General features: G+C 45.9%; 19 protein-coding genes. 8 read left to right on the top strand and 11 right to left on the bottom strand.

The window, feature by feature from the left end:
* Positions 1-59: 59 nt before the first annotated feature.
* The 4 genes from ACXAD4_RS20120 to ACXAD4_RS20105 all read right to left on the bottom strand — a co-directional run bounded on the left by ACXAD4_RS20120 (position 60) and on the right by ACXAD4_RS20105 (position 4,382).
* Positions 60-2,267, bottom strand: coding sequence for a hypothetical protein (locus ACXAD4_RS20120; protein WP_475243683.1), 2,208 nt, complete (start codon positions 2,265-2,267; stop codon positions 60-62).
* Between the two features lie 190 nt (positions 2,268-2,457).
* Positions 2,458-3,336 carry a 5'-methylthioadenosine/S-adenosylhomocysteine nucleosidase gene (locus ACXAD4_RS20115; protein WP_475243682.1) on the bottom strand — a complete coding sequence of 293 codons (879 nt, stop codon included), beginning with the start codon at positions 3,334-3,336 and terminating at the stop codon, positions 2,458-2,460.
* 279 nt (positions 3,337-3,615) lie between these two features.
* A complete protein-coding gene (locus ACXAD4_RS20110) occupies positions 3,616-4,041 on the bottom strand; it encodes a hypothetical protein (protein ID WP_475243680.1) in 426 nt (141 codons plus the stop codon).
* A 44-nt stretch (positions 4,042-4,085) separates the two neighbouring features.
* The gene (locus tag ACXAD4_RS20105) at positions 4,086-4,382 is read right to left on the bottom strand and encodes a hypothetical protein (protein WP_475243679.1); all 297 of its coding nucleotides are present in this window, start codon (positions 4,380-4,382) and stop codon (positions 4,086-4,088) included.
* A 305-nt stretch (positions 4,383-4,687) separates the two neighbouring features.
* Between ACXAD4_RS20105 and ACXAD4_RS20100 the strand changes: the two genes are divergently transcribed.
* The 3 genes from ACXAD4_RS20100 to yghU all read left to right on the top strand — a co-directional run bounded on the left by ACXAD4_RS20100 (position 4,688) and on the right by yghU (position 6,889).
* On the top strand, positions 4,688-5,233 hold the full coding sequence (locus ACXAD4_RS20100; protein ID WP_475243677.1) for a sigma-70 family RNA polymerase sigma factor: 546 nt from the start codon (positions 4,688-4,690) through the stop codon (positions 5,231-5,233).
* The gene (locus ACXAD4_RS20095; RefSeq protein ID WP_475243676.1) at positions 5,223-5,870 is read left to right on the top strand and encodes a DUF3379 family protein; all 648 of its coding nucleotides are present in this window, start codon (positions 5,223-5,225) and stop codon (positions 5,868-5,870) included. Before ACXAD4_RS20100 ends, ACXAD4_RS20095 begins: the two co-directional genes overlap by 11 nt.
* Positions 5,871-6,031: 161 nt before the next feature.
* Entirely contained in the window at positions 6,032-6,889 is an 858-nt protein-coding gene (gene yghU, locus ACXAD4_RS20090; RefSeq protein WP_475243674.1) for a glutathione-dependent disulfide-bond oxidoreductase, read from the top strand.
* 70 nt (positions 6,890-6,959) lie between these two features.
* Here yghU and ACXAD4_RS20085 read toward each other — a convergent pair whose 3' ends face one another.
* Positions 6,960-7,331, bottom strand: a complete 372-nt coding sequence (locus tag ACXAD4_RS20085) for a hypothetical protein (protein WP_475243672.1) — start codon at positions 7,329-7,331, stop codon at positions 6,960-6,962.
* A 7-nt stretch (positions 7,332-7,338) separates the two neighbouring features.
* Positions 7,339-7,647 (bottom strand): monooxygenase, encoded by a 309-nt coding sequence (locus ACXAD4_RS20080; protein ID WP_475243671.1) that lies wholly within the window; start codon positions 7,645-7,647, stop codon positions 7,339-7,341.
* A gap of 130 nt (positions 7,648-7,777) precedes the next feature.
* On the opposite strand from ACXAD4_RS20080, the gene ACXAD4_RS20075 reads away from it, so the two are divergent.
* Positions 7,778-8,683 (top strand): LysR family transcriptional regulator, encoded by a 906-nt coding sequence (locus ACXAD4_RS20075; RefSeq protein WP_475243670.1) that lies wholly within the window; start codon positions 7,778-7,780, stop codon positions 8,681-8,683.
* 40 nt (positions 8,684-8,723) lie between these two features.
* Here ACXAD4_RS20075 and ACXAD4_RS20070 read toward each other — a convergent pair whose 3' ends face one another.
* The 3 genes from ACXAD4_RS20070 to ACXAD4_RS20060 form a co-directional block, all read right to left on the bottom strand.
* Complete coding sequence (locus ACXAD4_RS20070) at positions 8,724-9,377, bottom strand: DsbA family oxidoreductase (RefSeq protein ID WP_475243669.1); 654 nt, start codon at positions 9,375-9,377, stop codon at positions 8,724-8,726.
* Between the two features lie 198 nt (positions 9,378-9,575).
* A complete protein-coding gene (locus tag ACXAD4_RS20065; protein ID WP_475243668.1) occupies positions 9,576-10,076 on the bottom strand; it encodes an SRPBCC domain-containing protein in 501 nt (166 codons plus the stop codon).
* Positions 10,077-10,154: 78 nt separating this feature from the next.
* The gene (locus tag ACXAD4_RS20060; RefSeq protein ID WP_475243667.1) at positions 10,155-10,979 is read right to left on the bottom strand and encodes an AraC family transcriptional regulator; all 825 of its coding nucleotides are present in this window, start codon (positions 10,977-10,979) and stop codon (positions 10,155-10,157) included.
* 229 nt (positions 10,980-11,208) lie between these two features.
* Here ACXAD4_RS20060 and ACXAD4_RS20055 point away from each other — a divergent pair, with 229 nt between their 5' ends.
* Positions 11,209-12,225: a bile acid:sodium symporter family protein gene (locus ACXAD4_RS20055; RefSeq protein ID WP_475243666.1), complete on the top strand. Its 1,017-nt coding sequence runs from the start codon at positions 11,209-11,211 to the stop codon at positions 12,223-12,225.
* A gap of 50 nt (positions 12,226-12,275) precedes the next feature.
* On the opposite strand, the gene ACXAD4_RS20050 is transcribed toward ACXAD4_RS20055, so the two are convergent.
* A complete protein-coding gene (locus ACXAD4_RS20050) occupies positions 12,276-13,148 on the bottom strand; it encodes a LysR substrate-binding domain-containing protein (RefSeq protein WP_475243665.1) in 873 nt (290 codons plus the stop codon).
* A gap of 168 nt (positions 13,149-13,316) precedes the next feature.
* On the opposite strand from ACXAD4_RS20050, the gene hisC reads away from it, so the two are divergent.
* Both hisC and ACXAD4_RS20040 read left to right on the top strand, forming a co-directional pair.
* Positions 13,317-14,405: a histidinol-phosphate transaminase gene (gene hisC / locus ACXAD4_RS20045; RefSeq protein ID WP_475243664.1), complete on the top strand. Its 1,089-nt coding sequence runs from the start codon at positions 13,317-13,319 to the stop codon at positions 14,403-14,405.
* Between the two features lie 42 nt (positions 14,406-14,447).
* The gene (locus ACXAD4_RS20040; protein ID WP_475245599.1) at positions 14,448-15,203 is read left to right on the top strand and encodes an ABC transporter substrate-binding protein; all 756 of its coding nucleotides are present in this window, start codon (positions 14,448-14,450) and stop codon (positions 15,201-15,203) included.
* Positions 15,204-15,298: 95 nt separating this feature from the next.
* Here the strand turns inward: ACXAD4_RS20040 and ACXAD4_RS20035 are convergent, their stop codons facing one another.
* Positions 15,299-16,213, bottom strand: coding sequence for a DMT family transporter (locus tag ACXAD4_RS20035; RefSeq protein WP_475243663.1), 915 nt, complete (start codon positions 16,211-16,213; stop codon positions 15,299-15,301).
* A gap of 185 nt (positions 16,214-16,398) precedes the next feature.
* Here ACXAD4_RS20035 and ACXAD4_RS20030 point away from each other — a divergent pair, with 185 nt between their 5' ends.
* Positions 16,399-17,295 carry a LysR substrate-binding domain-containing protein gene (locus ACXAD4_RS20030; protein WP_475243661.1) on the top strand — a complete coding sequence of 299 codons (897 nt, stop codon included), beginning with the start codon at positions 16,399-16,401 and terminating at the stop codon, positions 17,293-17,295.
* Positions 17,296-17,459: the final 164 nt, after the last annotated feature.

Here is a 17,459-nt window from a genome sequence, read left to right as displayed (position 1 = left end):
TTTGAATAGGGCAAACGCCACCTCTTTGGGTGGCGTTTGTTTTTGTTTTGATGATTAGGTTATTGAATGGATGCTATCGCTTCGCCGTTAGCTGGTACCTCGATAACCACGTAGCTTAGCTTCACACCATTAACTTTCTTCTTCTTCGCTTTCATTGCCGTACCGTTTACGGTGATAGCGTCATGTTTGCCGTAGAAGCGCGCTTCCCACTCAAGAGGCAGATCAGACGTATTGGTCAAGCTTGTTTCTTTTAGCCCGTCATGGCGGATAGCCAGCTCGTGCTCACCCATAGGTAGGTAATCAACTTCCAACCATTCTACGTCTTGCGGTAGGTGGGAGGCAGTAACCACGCGGTTTTCAGGTGCATTGGGCTCAATCCCCATCAGGCCTTCAATGGTGTTGGATATGAAGGTGAAGGAAATTTCAGGGTAATCGCCATTGGTGCCTTGGGTTGGGCGCTCATGAGGCAGATCCTTTTTGTTTATGATGTAGTTCATCCATTTCCAGGCTTCTTCATTTTGGTTATATGGGAAGTAGGTTTCTGGAATATAGGTATAGGCCTCGATATTGTGTGGCGCTTCAGGGGTTGAGCCAATGCCTTCACCCAGGTTAGCTGAAATGAAGTCGAGGTATTTGTTGTTGCGCTCACCCGGCTCAGTAATGAGTTTCATCGGCATAAACCAGCTGTTTTCCTTACCGAAATCGTTCAGACGCAGGCCATCTTTCTGGATGATATTGACGTAATTATCCATTGGGTTAGCCGGATCTTTAATGCTCCATTCTTCGTTGAAGAAGCGTTTGAGCTCGATGGCTTTTTCTTGCCATTCGTCAGCAAGGGCATCTTCGCCACGGGCACGGAGCATTTCAGCGTATGCGACTGTTGCTTGGTATTGTGAGCCAATGCCGTCACCCGCTTCGATTGGGAACTCACCGCGCTCGTTATAGGTGGCTGAGCCTTCAAAAATCCCGCCATAGCCTTCTGCGATCCCATTTGGCTCTTGGTCATCATGAAGCGCGATATAGTCAGTCAGTACCTTGGTGTAGAACTGCCAAAGATCAGGATCGTAGATATAGCGATCATCACCAGTCCAGCGGTATTGTTCGAGGGCTTTTTCGACAAATTCGAATTGGGCTGGAACTTCACGAACAAAATAGTCGTCGTGGTGGTAATCGATAGTGTGCGGCGTACCATCGAAGTTGATCGCCCACAAGGTATACCACTTGCGCGGCTCGGTAGAGTGGCGGGCAAAGGTCTGGAACATCGATAGATTCTCTGCACCTAAACCTGCTAGCCAGCCACCGCTTGCTTGGTGAAGAAAATCTCGTGAATAGAAGGCGGTACGGTCGAAATATCCTGCCCAGTAAGAGGGAATATAGCCTGCGGTGCCGCTACCGTCGTTGTTGTTTTCATCTCGGTTAACGAGGCCGCTTTGACCGGTCATGACAAACTGCTTGGTCTTATCAATGGCCCAATTAAAGGAATCTTCCAGTGCTGCGTTAGATGAAGCGATAGTGACTTCTTTCTCACTTTCAATCGCGGTGACTGTCCACTTTTCTGCTTTGCCTTTTTCATTGATGACATGCACAGAAACTGGCTTGGTGAAGTCAACAATATCACCTTGCCGTATGCTGGTTTGGCTCTCTGGCGAAGCCAGTAAGTTGCTGATAGTGAGCTGGCTAAGATCCGTGGCAAAAGGGACGGTAAATTCGATCCGCTGTTTGTTGCGGTTGATTGTGGTAGTGCCAGATTGTTCCGCCACGTTAAACTGGACAATCTGATTGAATTTCGGTTGTTTGCCTTTCTTCGACTTGGTCAGTGAAACGTTATCAATGCTGACTGCACTTTTATCTGATCCCGAGAAAAATACCGATAGGATCTCACCTTGTTCCAGGGCGATATTTTTGATTTTGTTCAGAGAGTATTGTTTATTAGCCCCAACCTGTTTTGATAGCAGCACCTCTCCGTTCAAGTTCTTTAAACCAAACTGACCGCCTTGCTTGTCGTTCTTGATGAAAGCTGACAAATCATAATAAGCCGTTTCTGGAACGGTAATGACTTGGCTGATGTGGTGGTCGGCACCAATCGCTATACGGCCACGGTAGGTGCCTTCGTAAGCGCCATCACTGCGAATATTTGAAAACCAATAACTCCAGCCCAAGCCTTTATCTTCAAAGCCAGGGTTATGAATCACATTGCCTTCACTAGCGTTAGCAACACCGCCTAAAAGGATACCTGAGAGCACTACTGCCAAAGATGTAGGTTTCATATTGACCTCATGTCTTGTTGTTGTCGTTTTGTTCACGTTGGTCGCTATCTTGGCATGCAGGTTTAGCTGAAATCGTCACGATTAATCACACAGGTATCCCACATCCTAAGATCCTGTGAGCGAGTTAACGTTAGAGTTAAAAACAAAAAGAGCCTCAAAATGAGGCTCTTTGTTGATTTTTAACGATGAATTACTTCAGAGTCGAGATGTAGTGCAGTACTACATTCTTAACGAACTTCTGGTTGTCCGTTGCTGTTGATGGGTCGTACTTGCCACCATTAGTTAGGTTGTTCGACAGGATACGGATGCCTAGGAAAGGGATACCGTAAGCTTCAGCCATCATAGCTGCTGATGCCGTTTCCATTTCTTCCACGCTAGAGCCAAAGTGCTTGTTCAACCAGTTCATGCGGTCGATTTCGTTGTTCCAGAAGTTGGCAGAACCGATAGTCCCTTCAACAACTTTACCGCGCTTGTGCGTTTCTTTTACTGCATGTGCAGAAGCCAGTAGCTCTGGGTTACCTTCGTAGTAACGCACTTTTTCTGCATCAACAGCGCCGTCGCCTTCACCAGCGCTGCCTTCAGACGCCATCACATCCATTGGGATCCAGTTCATTGGGTTTGAACCTTCACCTTCTGCCAGTACAGGGGTCTTGAAGTTACCTGCATTGAATGAACGCTTACCTAGAACGATATCGCCGACATTAAGAGATTTGTCGTGGCCGCCAGATGTACCCTGATTGATGATGGCACGTGGCTTATAACGCTCGATTGCAATCGCAGTTGCTGCAGCTGTGTTTTCAACACCCTTGCTGGTTTTGGTTACAACAATCGGATAATCGTTCAAAGTACCAATGTAAAAGGTAAAGTTACCGCTGTGCTCGATGCGAACATTTTCAAGCAAATCAGCGAAGTACTCCGCTTCGATTGGCATTGGACCCTGGATCAGGATCGGCTGCTTAGGAGCAGTGTTGGCTGGAACAGTAACGCTCTTTACAGTAGAAGCTGTTGCAACGGTGGATAGAAGTAGTGCTCCGATGACGAAAAACACTTTTTTGGTTTGCGATAGCATGGGGTGATCCTTGTATTTAGCTTAAGCGCTTAATGCGTGCGGCACGGAATATACACCGCGCAATCGTTTGCGTCACTAGTGGTGATTGTAACTAAATGTTTCAACAGGAAATAAAGCACTAATAAATGAACCGTTTGAGTGAATGGATTAGTGGGAGAGAAATAGAATGAAATGGTTACATAAGTAGAGGTTATATTCAGGGGCTGGTTAAAAAGGGAGCCAACTAATTTAAGTTGGCTTCCTTTTGTGATTCTGGAGATAGGATGCTTCGAACTACGGTTAACTCGGTACCGTTTGAGCTTTAGCCTTAAAACCAAACGTAATGGTGTCGTAGTCCCTAAGTAGATAAAGAGCCAAACAAGCCGCAAGCATAGGCCATGCAGCAAAGAACAAGAGGTTGTTCATAGGATCTAGGTACTTGGCAAAGGACGAAAGAGTAGAGGCGAAGTGTAAAACCAAAATAGCCAAGTAAGTCTTATCGCGCCATATCCCTAGTACAAAGGCAACTAAGAACACCATTTGCAATAGTCCCAACATAACCATCACAGTAGGTGATAGGTTAAGTCCGTAAAAGCCAGAGAAGACTTTGACTGCATGATCGGTCGCAATGATTTTATCTAATCCCCACATAAAGAAGACAAGGAATATACCCAGTCGCAGCGTTAATAGGCTAATTGATAGGTTTTTCTGTAATTTTACAGGCATGTTTAGACTTCCGTTGTTGATAGCTTTTAATATATATAGGCTGTTTATAGGTTTTCGATATGGAATTTAATCAGGTCTTGATAAATATCGCTTTCTTGGCTTTTTGGTTGGCCAACGACCCTTGTAATGCTGGTTGATGATACTTTATCTCCCGCTGAGGATAAGTGCTGCTCTAACGTGTTAACCTCTTCCAATACATTGCTAATATTGAACTCTATGCTTGATTGGGCATTTTTATCGTTAGTCGTTGAGAGGTGGTGCTGAAGCAAAGACGCCATGCTTAATGGGCTAAAGGTGATCGAAGCACCAAGGATAAAGCTGAAAAAAATGGGCTTTTTCATGTGATTTCCTAGAGTTATAAATATTGGTTTGGACGTCCTGAGCATAAAGACCCCCATATCAATTAGATTATTTCCTTCCCGGTAAAAAATTTTTTAATAGATAAAACATCAACAAATTAACGCATCTAATCCTTGTTAATTTTGTGGGAAATAAGATAGGAATATCCAGTGAGCTTTATTTGATAATAATTCATTGTATCTATTGATATTTCATATTCTGATACATCTAAAATGATAGACTCGATGAATTATTCCTGCTTTTTCTGCACTAACTCATTTCTATTGATGGCTAGAATGAGTTCAGGATGATCACCAATATAATTAAGTCGACCGTTGATATGTTCGGTCAACGTAGTAAGAAAAAACGATACGAGAAGTTGGTCGCGGAATATAGCCAAGACTTATACCGATATGCATATTGGCTTTGCCATCACCCTCATGATGCGGAGGATCTGGTTCAGGAAACCTATCTTCGCGCGTGGCGCTTTCTTGATAACCTCAAAGATGATGAATTGGCCAAGCCATGGCTTATCACCATATTACGTCGGGAAAATGCTCGTCGGTTTAGAGGACAGCCAGTAGAACATGTGAATATTGAAGATTGTGATTTTCTTTATCACGACGAGAGGCCTGATCTCGATGCGACGTTAAGAGCAAAGATTATTGCACTGCCTGATATCTACCGAGAGCCACTACTACTACAAATCGTAATGGGTTTCACCGCTGATGAAATTTCGAAGATCACTGCATTGAACCTAAATACTGTTCTTACAAGGCTTTCAAGAGGTAAGAAGCAACTGTTTGATAATGATACGGATACGAATGACCTAAGGACGAGGTATGGCGTGTAAAATCACATCTATTTCAGCCTTTCGCAACAAAAAGGAAAAAGAGGAGATCCAATTACAGACGGTGATGTCAGTTGATATGCCCGAAGGGTTGGAGCGACGCTTATTGCAGATCCCTGAGCGGAATAACTCTGGAAGCAAGCGCTCTCGCCCGTGGTTAGGTGTTGTTGCTGCCTTGTTGATGGCGCTGACAGGTTATGGCATGTACCCAATGCTTGAGCAGTCGAATTTAATTACGTCTGGTAGCCTGATCCAAGATGCCATGGCTCATGCCGGCTCCCAACAAGCCTTTATTCAAGGGATTGATGAAGCCGTTTCTTTGCAGCAGGTGAATATGAAGCTGCAGCCATTTGGTTCGAAGTTGGCCCATTTGCCAGGCCATGTTTATTACGTTAATCACTGCCAGTTTGGTAAAAAGACGGTGTTCCAGATGGTTTTGGCTAACGCGCAAGGGCAGAAGGTCAGCGTGTATATTGTGCCGCAGTCTTCTTCTGATGAAGACATGCTAGACCGTGGCAATATGAGTGGGGTGCAAGTACCTGTTAATCATGCGAGTTTGGTCGTACTAGGAGAGGATGAACAAGAGGCGCGGGCAATGTCAGACAAAATGAAAGCGGCGATTGAGTGGCACTCGATCTAGTCTGAAAAGGGAAAATGGATGAAATTATGAACAAGTGTTCAAAAATCTTGCGCTAAGCTGGTTTATTAGCTAATGTTTAATTTTGAACGATTGTTCATGGTGTGATGCTTAATAGCAAGCCATGAACAAGACGGGTTAGTAAATCAAGCGAGGAACGGCAAATGGGTACAGAATATACCCCACCAAAAGTTTGGACTTACGACAGTGAAAACGGTGGCGAGTGGGCGAGCATCAACCGGCCTGATTCCGGTGCAAGGCATGAACAAGCTTTACCTGTTGGTGATCACCCTTTGCAGTTATATTCGATGGGCACACCCAACGGCCAGAAAGTGACAATTATGCTAGAAGAGTTGCTGGCTGCTGGAGTATCAGAAGCGGAGTATGATGCCCATTTGATCAGAATTGGTGAGGGTGACCAGTTTTCTTCAGGCTTCGTTGAGGTGAATCCAAACTCAAAAATTCCCGTATTGGTTGACTACTCGTTAGAAAAGCCAATTAACGTCTTCGAATCTGGTGGCATCTTGCTTTACCTTGCCGAGAAGTTTGGTCATTTTATTCCCCAAGATGCTGTTGCCAAGACCCAGGTTATGAACTGGCTGTTCTGGCTGCAGGGCTCAGCACCTTATTTGGGCGGTGGCTTTGGTCATTTCTATGCTTACGCCCCGGCAAAGTTTGAATACCCGATTGATCGTTTCACCATGGAAGCCAAGCGTCAGCTTGATGTACTCGATAAACAGCTGGCCAAAAACGCCTTCATTGCCGGCGACGAATATACCATTGCTGATATGGCTATCTGGCCGTGGTACGGCAACCTGGTGCTGGGTAAGCTTTATGATGCTGCGGAGTTCTTGCAGGTTGAGCAATACACCCACTTATTGCGCTGGGCCAAAGAGATTGATGCCCGTGCAGCAGTACAGCGAGGTAAAATAGTCAACCGAACCTGGGGCGAAGAGTGGGAGCAAGTCCCTGAGCGACACAATGTTATTGATATTGATGAGGTGCTAAAGCTTAAACCTTAGTCTATGTAGCCCCAGCGATAAAGTGAGTACTTATCGCTGGGGTTAAGTATTGTAGATACCGTAAAAACTATTACTGTTTTTTCAGTTGCAAGTAACTTAGTACTGAAAGCAAGGCAAAGAAGGCTGGATCACTCCAGCCAAAGCCAACGAATATCCCCGAGACACCAGCATAAACCGTGATAATGACGCCAAGGACGTTGTTGACCAGCAAAGCGCTAAATAGCTTCCTGGCGATATTACCGGGTTCAATATCCCTCAACAGAAGACTTACTGCGGCGATACCACCAAGGAAGATGCTCGTATGCTGAGAGAGGAAATACGCATATTGGTCATTGATCTCTACGCCGTACATTGGCCAAATCTGGCTAGGTACAAAGAACAGTGCTAAGGCAAAAATTAAGTAGATAGCACCGTGTAGGGTTAAAAACGTTTTGTTGCTCATGGCTGCCTCACTGATTGACCGGGCCTTTATTGATTGAGGTGAGCGGTTGGTTGATATCAAAAATCTGCCCACGAACCTCTGCTATTCCCATTTGCTGCAAACGTGCCGTGTGCATCTCAAGGTAAGACTGTGCACTTGCTTCGTCTTCGAACAGATAGATACCACCTCCTAATTGGTCTTTTTCACTTTCGGTCCAGATTTTCCAGATCATCCCCGGTTCTTGGTTAATCGACTCGGCAAGCCCTACCAAGGCTGTTGCCATTTCATCACCGAACGGGCCTTTAAACTCAAAATCAACCTGTAGTAATTTCGCCATGGTTTTCTCCACACTCATTATAGGAAGCAACAAAATTTGGCTTGTCTGTTTGGTATGGGCCTATTCTTGTCTATATAAAATAAACAGAAAAGTTCATAATGTTGCGGTTTACTGTGGAATATTTAGACCAATGAGATTAAAGACCACCCTTGATCAATGGCAGACACTGTTGGAAATTGAACGTGCTGGCAGCATACAAGCTGCGGCCACAAGCATGAACAAAAGCCACACCACGCTGATTTACGCAGTAAAAAAGCTTGAGCAACAGCTCGGGGTATCATTGCTTGAAGTGCAAAAACGAAGAGCGGTTCTGACCGAAGAAGGTAAGTCGCTGCTACGTAGGGCCAATGCCATGTTAGAGCAGGCCCGTGAGCTGGAAGAAATGAGCGAGCAACTTTCAAGGGGCATCGAATCTGAAATAACTATTGCGATTGACCACCTTTGTGACCCGACCTGGCTCTATCAACCTATGGCCGCATTCTTGGCACAGAACAGTACGACATCGATTCAGGTTGTTGAAACTTCATTGTCGAAAACAAAGCAAATGGTCACTGGAGAGCAAGCAGATATTGCCATTATTAATATCCCGATTACCAACTATCCGGCTGAGGCTTTTGGGATGACGACCATGGTCCCGGTGGTTGCTGCTCATCACCCTTTGTCACAAAGAGAGTCTCTTTGCTTTAGCGAGTTGGCTTCTACGAGCCAGATAGTTATCCGTGATCTGGGCGGGGAAAGCGACAAGAACACTAAGCAAGATATAGGTTGGCTAAAGTCGCGGCAGCGGATTACTGTCGATAATTTTGACCATGCCTTTTTGGCTGTAGAGCAGGGAGTAGGGTTCTGTCGCTTACCAGAACACATTGTGAAAAGCCGAGCGGATGAACGCATTAAAGTTCTCTCTATCGAAAACGCTGAACGTTACCAAGTTCCACTGCACCTGACACTGCCCAAAGGTGTGAAAACCGGACCGGCAGCAAGATATTTCTATGAGCTGTTGTTAAATACGGCAAGGAGTAGGATAGAGCTGAAATGATATGATTTATATCCAATCCAGCTCTGTGCAAAATCTTTTTCTATGTAGCTTGTTCGTTAACCAATTCAAGTAGCACCTGCTTATAGGTTTCGACCTCTTGGGCTCCGGTTAATGCGCTGCTACGGTTGAAGACAACCGTTGGTACTGCGGTGACGCCCAGTTGCTGCCACTCTACTTCTACCGAACGGATTTCATCACGGTATGCTGTATCTTCCAGCCTTAATTGAGCAGCTTGTTTGTCCAAGCCAACGGTTGCTACCTCTTCAAGCAATACCTGCCTGTCTGAAATATCTTTTTTCTCACTGAAAAAGGCGTTGAACAAACGCATTTTCAGCTCTGTCTGCTTGTCATATTCCTTGGCAAATTCCAGCATGATGTGGGCATCCAAGGTGTTGACCATTTTCATTTCATCAAAGTAGTTGAAAATGAATCCGTGCTCAGCACCCAGCTTGGCAATTCTTTCACGTGCTCTTTGGCTGTCCTCCGCTGTTGAGCCGTACTTCCGCGCAACGTGTTCACGGAGGTTTTCACCTTCAGGCGGCATATCCGGGTTAAGTTCAAACGGTTGCCATTCAATGTCGATGCGGTCTTGAAGACCCAGCTCATTGATGGCTGCCTCAAGATGTTTGTAGCCGACAAGGCACCAGGGGCAAACCACGTCGGAAATAATGTCGAGTTTAATTTTCTCTGCCATGTTTAGTCTCACTTTTTCTGCCAAGCGAATGGCTCGAAATCACCATCGAGAGGTGCTTTAGCTATATGGATAGTAGATGCAGTCATGGTGGTCTCTCTAACGAAATCGCGGCAGGTTGCCGTTTATTTGGTTTTTAATATAAGTGGCTTTGAATGATTGTTCAAATTTATTTTGAGTGATCGTTCAAGAAGGTTAAGACTAAGACGAAGGCTTTTGTTGTTTTTTACATTCTGGCTGTTTCTTCAGCTCGGCAAGCCACCGCCGGTGGTAGGATTGGATGTTCCTGCTGGTGAAATATTTGGTGAGCCATGTCATGCCGCCGCGCTGGGTTGATTCGGTGAGGATAAGGCAGCCTTCATCGGTGGGTTCAATGAGCCATGCGTGGTACATGTCGACATCACCGCATTTTCCTTTCCAGGCTAGCCTCTCATGGGGGATAAATTCAACCACGGTGCAATCAAAATGGAGTGTTCTTGCTCTCCAGCGGAAGATGCTGCCTTTATGCAATTCAACACCATCACCATTGAGGATTTGCACTGAAGTCTGGGCACGTCCCCACTGCGGCCAACAAGGAGCGTGGGTGAGACTAGACCAGATGGCATCGGCTTGCGCAGGGATCAGCGTTTCGTTTCTGACATGAAGCTGAGCATTCTTGGGGTGGTAATACTCAGGCCAATGGATTTCCTTGCTGGTTGTCATCACGTACGCCTTTTACAATAAGGTCTATAAAGACTAATACGGATAGCTGGATTTCACTAGTTGGTGGTGTTGAGGGGGCTACTCCTTGCGCAAGTATTTCCCCGGTGTATCACCAAACTGCTTTTTGAAAATGGAAACAAAAGCAGAAACAGAATCGTAACCGCACTCAATCGAGACTTGGGTTACTGGACAGCCAGATTCAAGCCTATTTAATGCTTCGAGTAACCTGGCCCGCTGCCGCCATTGCTGGAAGGTTAGCCCGGTTTGTTGTTTGAAAAGCCGGCTAACGCTTCGGCCAGATAGCCCAACCAACTCACCCAGTTGCTCGATATCCCTTTGCTCATCAGGATGATGTTGGAGAAGCTCTGCAATGGCCACAAGGCGCTTATCGCTCGGCATAGTCAACTGGGTAGAGGCCGTAGGTAAGCAGGCAATCTGATCAATGAGAACCTGAGCCAAACGGCCATCAGCGCTATCACAATTGTAGTCGGCTGGAAGCGCACAAAATTGCAGGGTTAGCTCACGCACCAATGGGGTAATGCTGCAAACTCTTGGTTCTGCCCATGGAGTGTGTGATAGAGCGCTGGTTTCTATATACAGGCTGCGCATTTGTGCCGCGCCGTTTGAAATCACCTTGTGTTCGACGCCTTCGGGAATCCAAATTGCAAACTGTGGCGGGGCGACATACTGGCCCTGGCGGGTATGGACAATAAGCATCCCTTCTACCGCATAAGACCACTGCCCCCAGTTATGGGTATGCCAGTGGGTTTGACTGCCGGACTGTTGCCAGTTTTCGACACGGGCATAAACGGGGCGGGGCAGCACTGACAAGGAAGGTACATGCCGATGTTGCCTTTGGTTGACTTTGCTTACCTGCTTGTTCATGCCGACTTGCTTGTTCATGTTTGGCTGCCTTTACGGTCCCATAAATGATTCGATGTTAGGGCTACCGCTTTTATACGGGAAAATAGTGGGCTAGTTTGTCCTGTTATCGATAAAAGTTATCTTCCTTGCGATAGCAGGAAATCAAGACCAGCGTATCCTAATAGACCTAGATTGCCAATGGATGGTAGCTGCCTGCCCTCATTTTTAACTTGATGGGGCATAAGATGGGTATATGAAGGTGAAAATAGTGTTCAAAAAAGTCATAAATTACTTCAAGAAAGAATGGTTCCTTACGGGGATGTTGTCAGCAGTTGCGTTGGCTGCACTAATGCCCTCTGTCGGTCAGTCAGGTGGTTTGCTGCATTTGGATCAAGTGACTGCTATTGGTATTGCCATTATTTTCTTCCTCCACGGCATTGGCTTATCGCCGCAAGCGATAAAAGCGGGTATCACCAACTGGAAACTGCATATTTTTGTCCAGAGCGCGACGTTTATTGCCTACCCTTTGCTCTGGCTGATTTTTGGTAATGTGTTCCATGCCATGATGCCTGCAGCGCTGGCTTTTGGTTTTTGCTATCTGTTTGTGTTGCCAAGTACTATTTCATCATCAGTGGCAATGACCAGTGCGGCCAAGGGCAATGTACCGGGAGCGATTTTCAATGCGTCTCTGTCCAGTGTGCTCGGCGTACTGATTACTCCGCTGTTGATCCAATGGTTCATGGGCATGGATGGTGTCGAGATGGACATTATCGATACGGTGGTTTCAATCTCTTCCATGTTGCTGCTACCTATGGTTGTCGGCCAACTGCTGAGGCCCGTGCTGCTCAAGTTGCTGGAAAAACGTAAGTCCATTATCAACAAAATCGACAAGTGGGTGATCCTGTTGATTGTATTTAATGCTTTCAGTGATTCGGTTAAAGATGGTATCTGGACTGATTTTGCCCTCAGCACCTTGGCGATGACCTTATTTGCTACGACAGTCATTCTGCTTGTGGTAGTACACAGTATGCAGTGGATCGCCCGCAAGGCAGGCTTCAGCCGTGAAGATGAAATTGCCGCAGTATTTTGCGGAACCAAGAAAACGCTGGCAGCTGGTGTACCGATGGCAAAAGTAATTTTCGGTGCAAACCCTATGCTGGGCATGATGCTGCTACCGATTATGTTCTACCACCAGATCCAGATCTTCTACTGCGCTATTTTGGCTAACCGTTATGCCAAAGAAGGCGATCAAGAAAAGCAGGTACCCGTTAAGCAAACCGCCTAGTTCCAAGCATTGCTCAAATGCTTAAAACAGCCACTGCATGTGGCTGTTTTTTATTGTTCAATCAGCCACATTATCAATAGCTTCATTGCCGCTGATTGCTGGTTATCCGGATACACCAAGTAATAGCCTTTACCTGAAGCGACTGTTTTCGTATTGGGCATCACCAGACGCTGGCTGTCTAAATCTGGTTTTGCGAGGGTGACATCACCGATTGCAATACCGAACCCTTGTAAAGATGCGCTAACGGCCAGATCGAGTGTGGCAAAGTGCTGGTTCTGGCTGGCAAGCGATGAATGGGCATTATCTGTTTTGTTTAGCCATAACTTCCAATCGCTTCTATCTGGTGTTGCATGCAGCCAAGTGTATTGGCTCATTGCATCGGCAGACATCTCCTCTTCATTACCCGTAATCATCTTTGATGAACACATGGGCGCGAGGATTTCCTCGAACAATAAGTTAGAAGTCAGTTCTGCAGAATGGGGTGCGTGTCCGTAGCATATGGCGGCATTAAAGGGCTCAGTCGAGAAATTTACACTGTGGTTGATGGCGGATGTCAGTTCGACATCAATCTCGGGGTGGGCTTGTTGAAAGGCCATCAGTTTGGGTAACAGCCAAGTTGTGATGCAGCTTGGTGCTTTTAACTTTATCAGGTTCTCATCGGCACGGACTTTTGTCACCGCATGCTGGATTTGATTGACCGCTTTTTCAATGAGAGGGAGAAATTCCTTTCCCTTGTCGGTAAGTGCTAACCCCCTAGCTTGGCGTTGGAATAAAGGGATCTGCAGCCTATTCTCCAACGCTATGATCTGCCGGCTGATAGCGCCTTGGGTGAGATTGAGCTCCTCGGCAGCTCTGGTGAAGCTGAGCGTTTTGGAAGTCACCAGAAAAGCCGTCAGCTCTTTGGTTGTAGGTAAATCCTTCATTGGCTAAATCCTTTTTAAGCTATGAGGTTTTTTCATGGCTAGTATGCCGATTTATCGATTCCTTTATCAAGAAGAAACTGCATATAATGATTTTAAATTCTAAAATTATGATTATTTATGCTTCTTTGGTTGAATTTATTGAAGCATTTTCATGAATGGAGTCATTAGATGAAATCACTGGCCGACAAAATTGCGCCTGACGCTATAAAAAAGCTCATACCCTACCAATCGGCACGGCGAATTGGGGGGAACGGTCATTTGTGGTTGAATGCCAACGAGCTGGAATCCAGTTGTCGGTATGAAGGACAGCAAGGTGATTACCAGCGTTATCCCGATTTTTTGCCCGATCAGCTAGCCAGTGCGTATTTGGAATATTGCCAAACTCATACCGAAGCCATTGGGTGCAATGCTGTTGCCGTTCGAGGGGCGGACGAGGCTATCGATCTGTTGGTAAGAACATTCTGCCAGCCAGGTGTTGATAAAATCATGGTGTGCCCTCCGACCTACGCGATGTATGAATTCTGTGCCGACTCCATTGCTGCTGAAACTATCAAGGTGCCTCTTCTGCCTAGTTTTCAGCTAGACATGGCGGCGATAAATGCACAGCTAGATGATGTGAATATCTTGTTCTTGTGCTCGCCCAATAACCCAACGGGTAATATCATTTCTCAGGCTGATATCATTTCATTATTGGAATCCGCGAAAGATAAAGCACTGGTTGTGGTTGATGAGGCCTATATTGAGTTTGCGCCGCAATCGACAGTTGTTGGGCTTATCAATCAGTACCCTAATCTGGTGGTAATAAGAACCCTGTCAAAAGCATTTGGCCTTGCTTCAATACGGTGTGGCTTCTTGCTGGCCGATGAGAGTGTGATGGATTTGGTGACGCGGTTAATTGCCCCTTATCCTATAGCCGATCCAACCGCTGAAGTCGCACTTTCCGCATTGACGGAGAAAGGCATCAAGCAGATGAATGCCCAAACGGATGAGCTAATTACGGTAAGGGAATGGTTTGCAGGCGAGCTCAATCAGCTTGAGATTGTTGAACAGGTCTTTTGCTCATCAACTAACTTCGTGTTGGTGAAGTTCAATACTCCCACTTGTATGTATCAATACCTTTGCAGCAAGGGGATCATTACCCGAAATCAGGTACATGAGCCAGCATTGTCCAACTGTGTAAGGATCACTATTGGCTCTAAAGACAGTATGAGTGAAACGCTTCTTGCCCTAAAAGAGATGGAAGCAGAGAAAATATAAAAGGAACTTATGATGAAGAAAACAATGACATTGGCTCTAGTAATGGCTTCTCTGGTCTCGGGAATCGTATCGGGTTCAGCACTAGCAGCGCAAAAGCCTGTTCGGCTGGCTTCGGATTTCACTTACCCACCATTCAATTACAAAGATGCATCGGGGACGCCGAAAGGGTTTGATATCGAGATTGCCGATGCGCTTTGTGCAGAAGCAAAACTGAACTGTGAGTGGGTATCACAGAGTTGGGATGGACTGATCCCATCACTGCTGGCACGAAAGTCAGATGTGATCATGGCTTCAATGCGTATTACTGATGAACGTAAGCAACGCGTGCTGTTTACCGATAAGTACTATCAAACCCCAGCCCGTTTCGTAGCAGGTTCTGATGCAGGTATCACTATTAGCGAACAAGGCTTAGAGGGTAAGAGAATTGGTGTTCAGCTGGGGACTATCCATGATCGCTATGTCACCGATAAATTTGGCGATGTGGCTAATATCCGCCGCTATAACGGGCAGGATGAAGTGTATCTTGATCTGCAGAGCGGTCGTTTGGATGCGGTATTTGGTAACTCGGATCAGCTTGCTTTGGCATTCTTAGAAAAAGAGCAGGGCCAAGGTTTTGAGTTTGTGGGAGAGGCAGTTACTGATCCTTCTTACATTGGTGAAGGTACCGCTTTAGCGCTGCGCAAGAATGACAAGGCGCTTGCTGAGAAGTTTAACCAGGCGATTGCGACGATTAGAGCCAATGGCACATACGACAAGATTGCCGCAAAATACTTCAGCTTCGATATCTATGGTGAGTAGATGCCGTTGAGGTATAGCCCCTAGACATAGCAAAAAAAGAAAATCCCCAATCGGGGATTTTCTTTTTTTGGGAGTAATGGAGAGGTAATCGGGGGTTAATGTGCTGCCGCACTTTGTTGATGTATCCACTTAGGTCCAAAGGTATTGATGATGGTCGCGAGTACGATAAGACTGATCCCGATGACTTTATTGGTCTCCAATGTTTCATTGAAAAAGCTGACTTGCCAAATCAGCGCAAACAGTAAATTGGTAAAAATCAAAGGGGCCAGCTGAGAGCCTGTTGATACCAATTTATAGGCTTTTGCGCGGAACATTTGGGTGCTGACGATGCTTATAGCCAGTGTAATGAGTAGTACCAGAAGCATATTGGTATCAAAAGGATTGGAGGCAATCAGCAAACTGTCAGTTGTGAAAACTCTCACCGTCGCGACAGGAAATATGATGATTGCAGCCAACATAAAGCACCATCCATTTAGGGCCGCTGGTGGTAGATCAGACTTTGCTCCCTTAAACAAAGTGACTTGTGAGAGGGCATTGAACCCGCCGGCAGCTAAACCAATGAGCAGCTCAGGCCTTATTTCGATGCCTGCAGGGTTACCTGCTTGTAGCAATACTCCACAAAAAGTCATGGCTAGGCAGGCGAGAGTGAGGCCTTGAATCGGCGTCCGGTACATCAGTTTTTCTAACACAGGAATGAACAATGGCCCGGTGCTGAATAGCACCACGCTTTCGACCAAGGTCAGTTCATTTAATGCGATGAGAAAACAGAGCTGGCTGCCGACAACGCATAAGGCTCGGATGATAATTGGTCGGCTGTTGTGCTTATTTGGTATTACCCAGCCAGAACTTTTTAGCATGAGTAACATAATGCTAGCAGGCAGAAAGAATCTCAAGAAACCGAGTACTTCGGTACTGAAACTCTCTGTCAGTAATTTTCCCATAAGGCCATTAAACGACAGGCTGAAAGTGGAGATAAGCATAAAAATTACGGGCCTGAGGTCTGTCGGCATGAATGTGAACTCCTATTTGGTGAAGGCATGGGTTTGCAGAGATATTTACTGCGGCTGGGGTTAAATGCTCTGAATGTCTTTGAGAGTGATGAAGACACTAGAGTTTTGTATGGTTTGATTTTAGGTTGCTTGTATCGAGGAAAAAAGCGAGTAATACTGACCAAAACTGTTAGAAAAACTTACATATGAGAAAGCTGGTCCCACTTAAGTCAATTTATGCTTTTGTTGCCGTCGCGAAAACCGGCAGCATGACAGATGCTGCCGAGGTGTTAAGCGTTAGCCACTCGGCTGTCAGTCAAGCGATCAAGGCATTGGAATCCCAGCTTGATGTCAGTTTATTCCGTAGGGTAGGACGTCGGGTTGAATTGAATCCGGTTGGCCGCAAGTACTACCGCAAGGTTGCTCCGGCTTTGGCTCAAATCGTTGAAGCCAGTGAGGCGATAGCCCGCAAGAAGCCAAGTAACCGTATTACGTTGAACATGGTTAATTCCTTGGCCTTGCACTGGTGGATTCCCCGTGTTCCGGACTTCAACGAATACGCCCCTAATATCGATATCCGTATCTCCAATATCATTCATGCCTTTGATTTGGAGAGAGAGGGCGTTGATGTGGCTTTACTGCATGGTAAGACCGATGAGTGGCAGGATTATTACTGTGAAAAGCTCGGCGATGATGAACTTATTATGGTGTGCAGTCCGCACCTACTGGAAGGAAACCAACAGGCGACACCTCAGCAGTTATTGTCAAAGTATCCAGCGATTTTTGCGACCAATCCACGACGGCAAAATGACTGGCAAGTATGGTGCGATCATTACCATCTAGCGGTGCCGAGCCAACAGAAAAACTTAACCTTTACCGCATCGGTGCAAGCTGTTCAGGCAACGATAAGAAGGTTGGGGGTGCTCATTACCCACAAGCAGTTTGTTAGGGATGATATCAAGCACAATATGTTGGTACAGGTTGGAGAGCCAGTATTGAACCCATATCAGGAATTCTATTTTGTCTGCCTGCCGGAAAAGCTCAAAGAGGAAAGTGTACTAGCATTGAGAAACTGGTTTCGAGCCCAGTTTAGTGCCGACTAGCGGTTAGTCGTTTTATATGGATACTCATACTCAAATATTGCTAGTACTTTGCAAGCCACAGAGAAAATTATTCCATCATTACGGGTAATTGCAGAAAACATAGAAAATAATTTCTCCTTATTGCCGTGTATATTTCTATTCAAGATTGAGGGGTTATCAGAATT

This window comes from Photobacterium sp. AWH4_225, assembly GCF_056158405.1.
The sequence above is the reverse complement of the archived record's forward strand: the minus strand, read 5'-3'. Positions and strand labels throughout refer to the sequence as shown.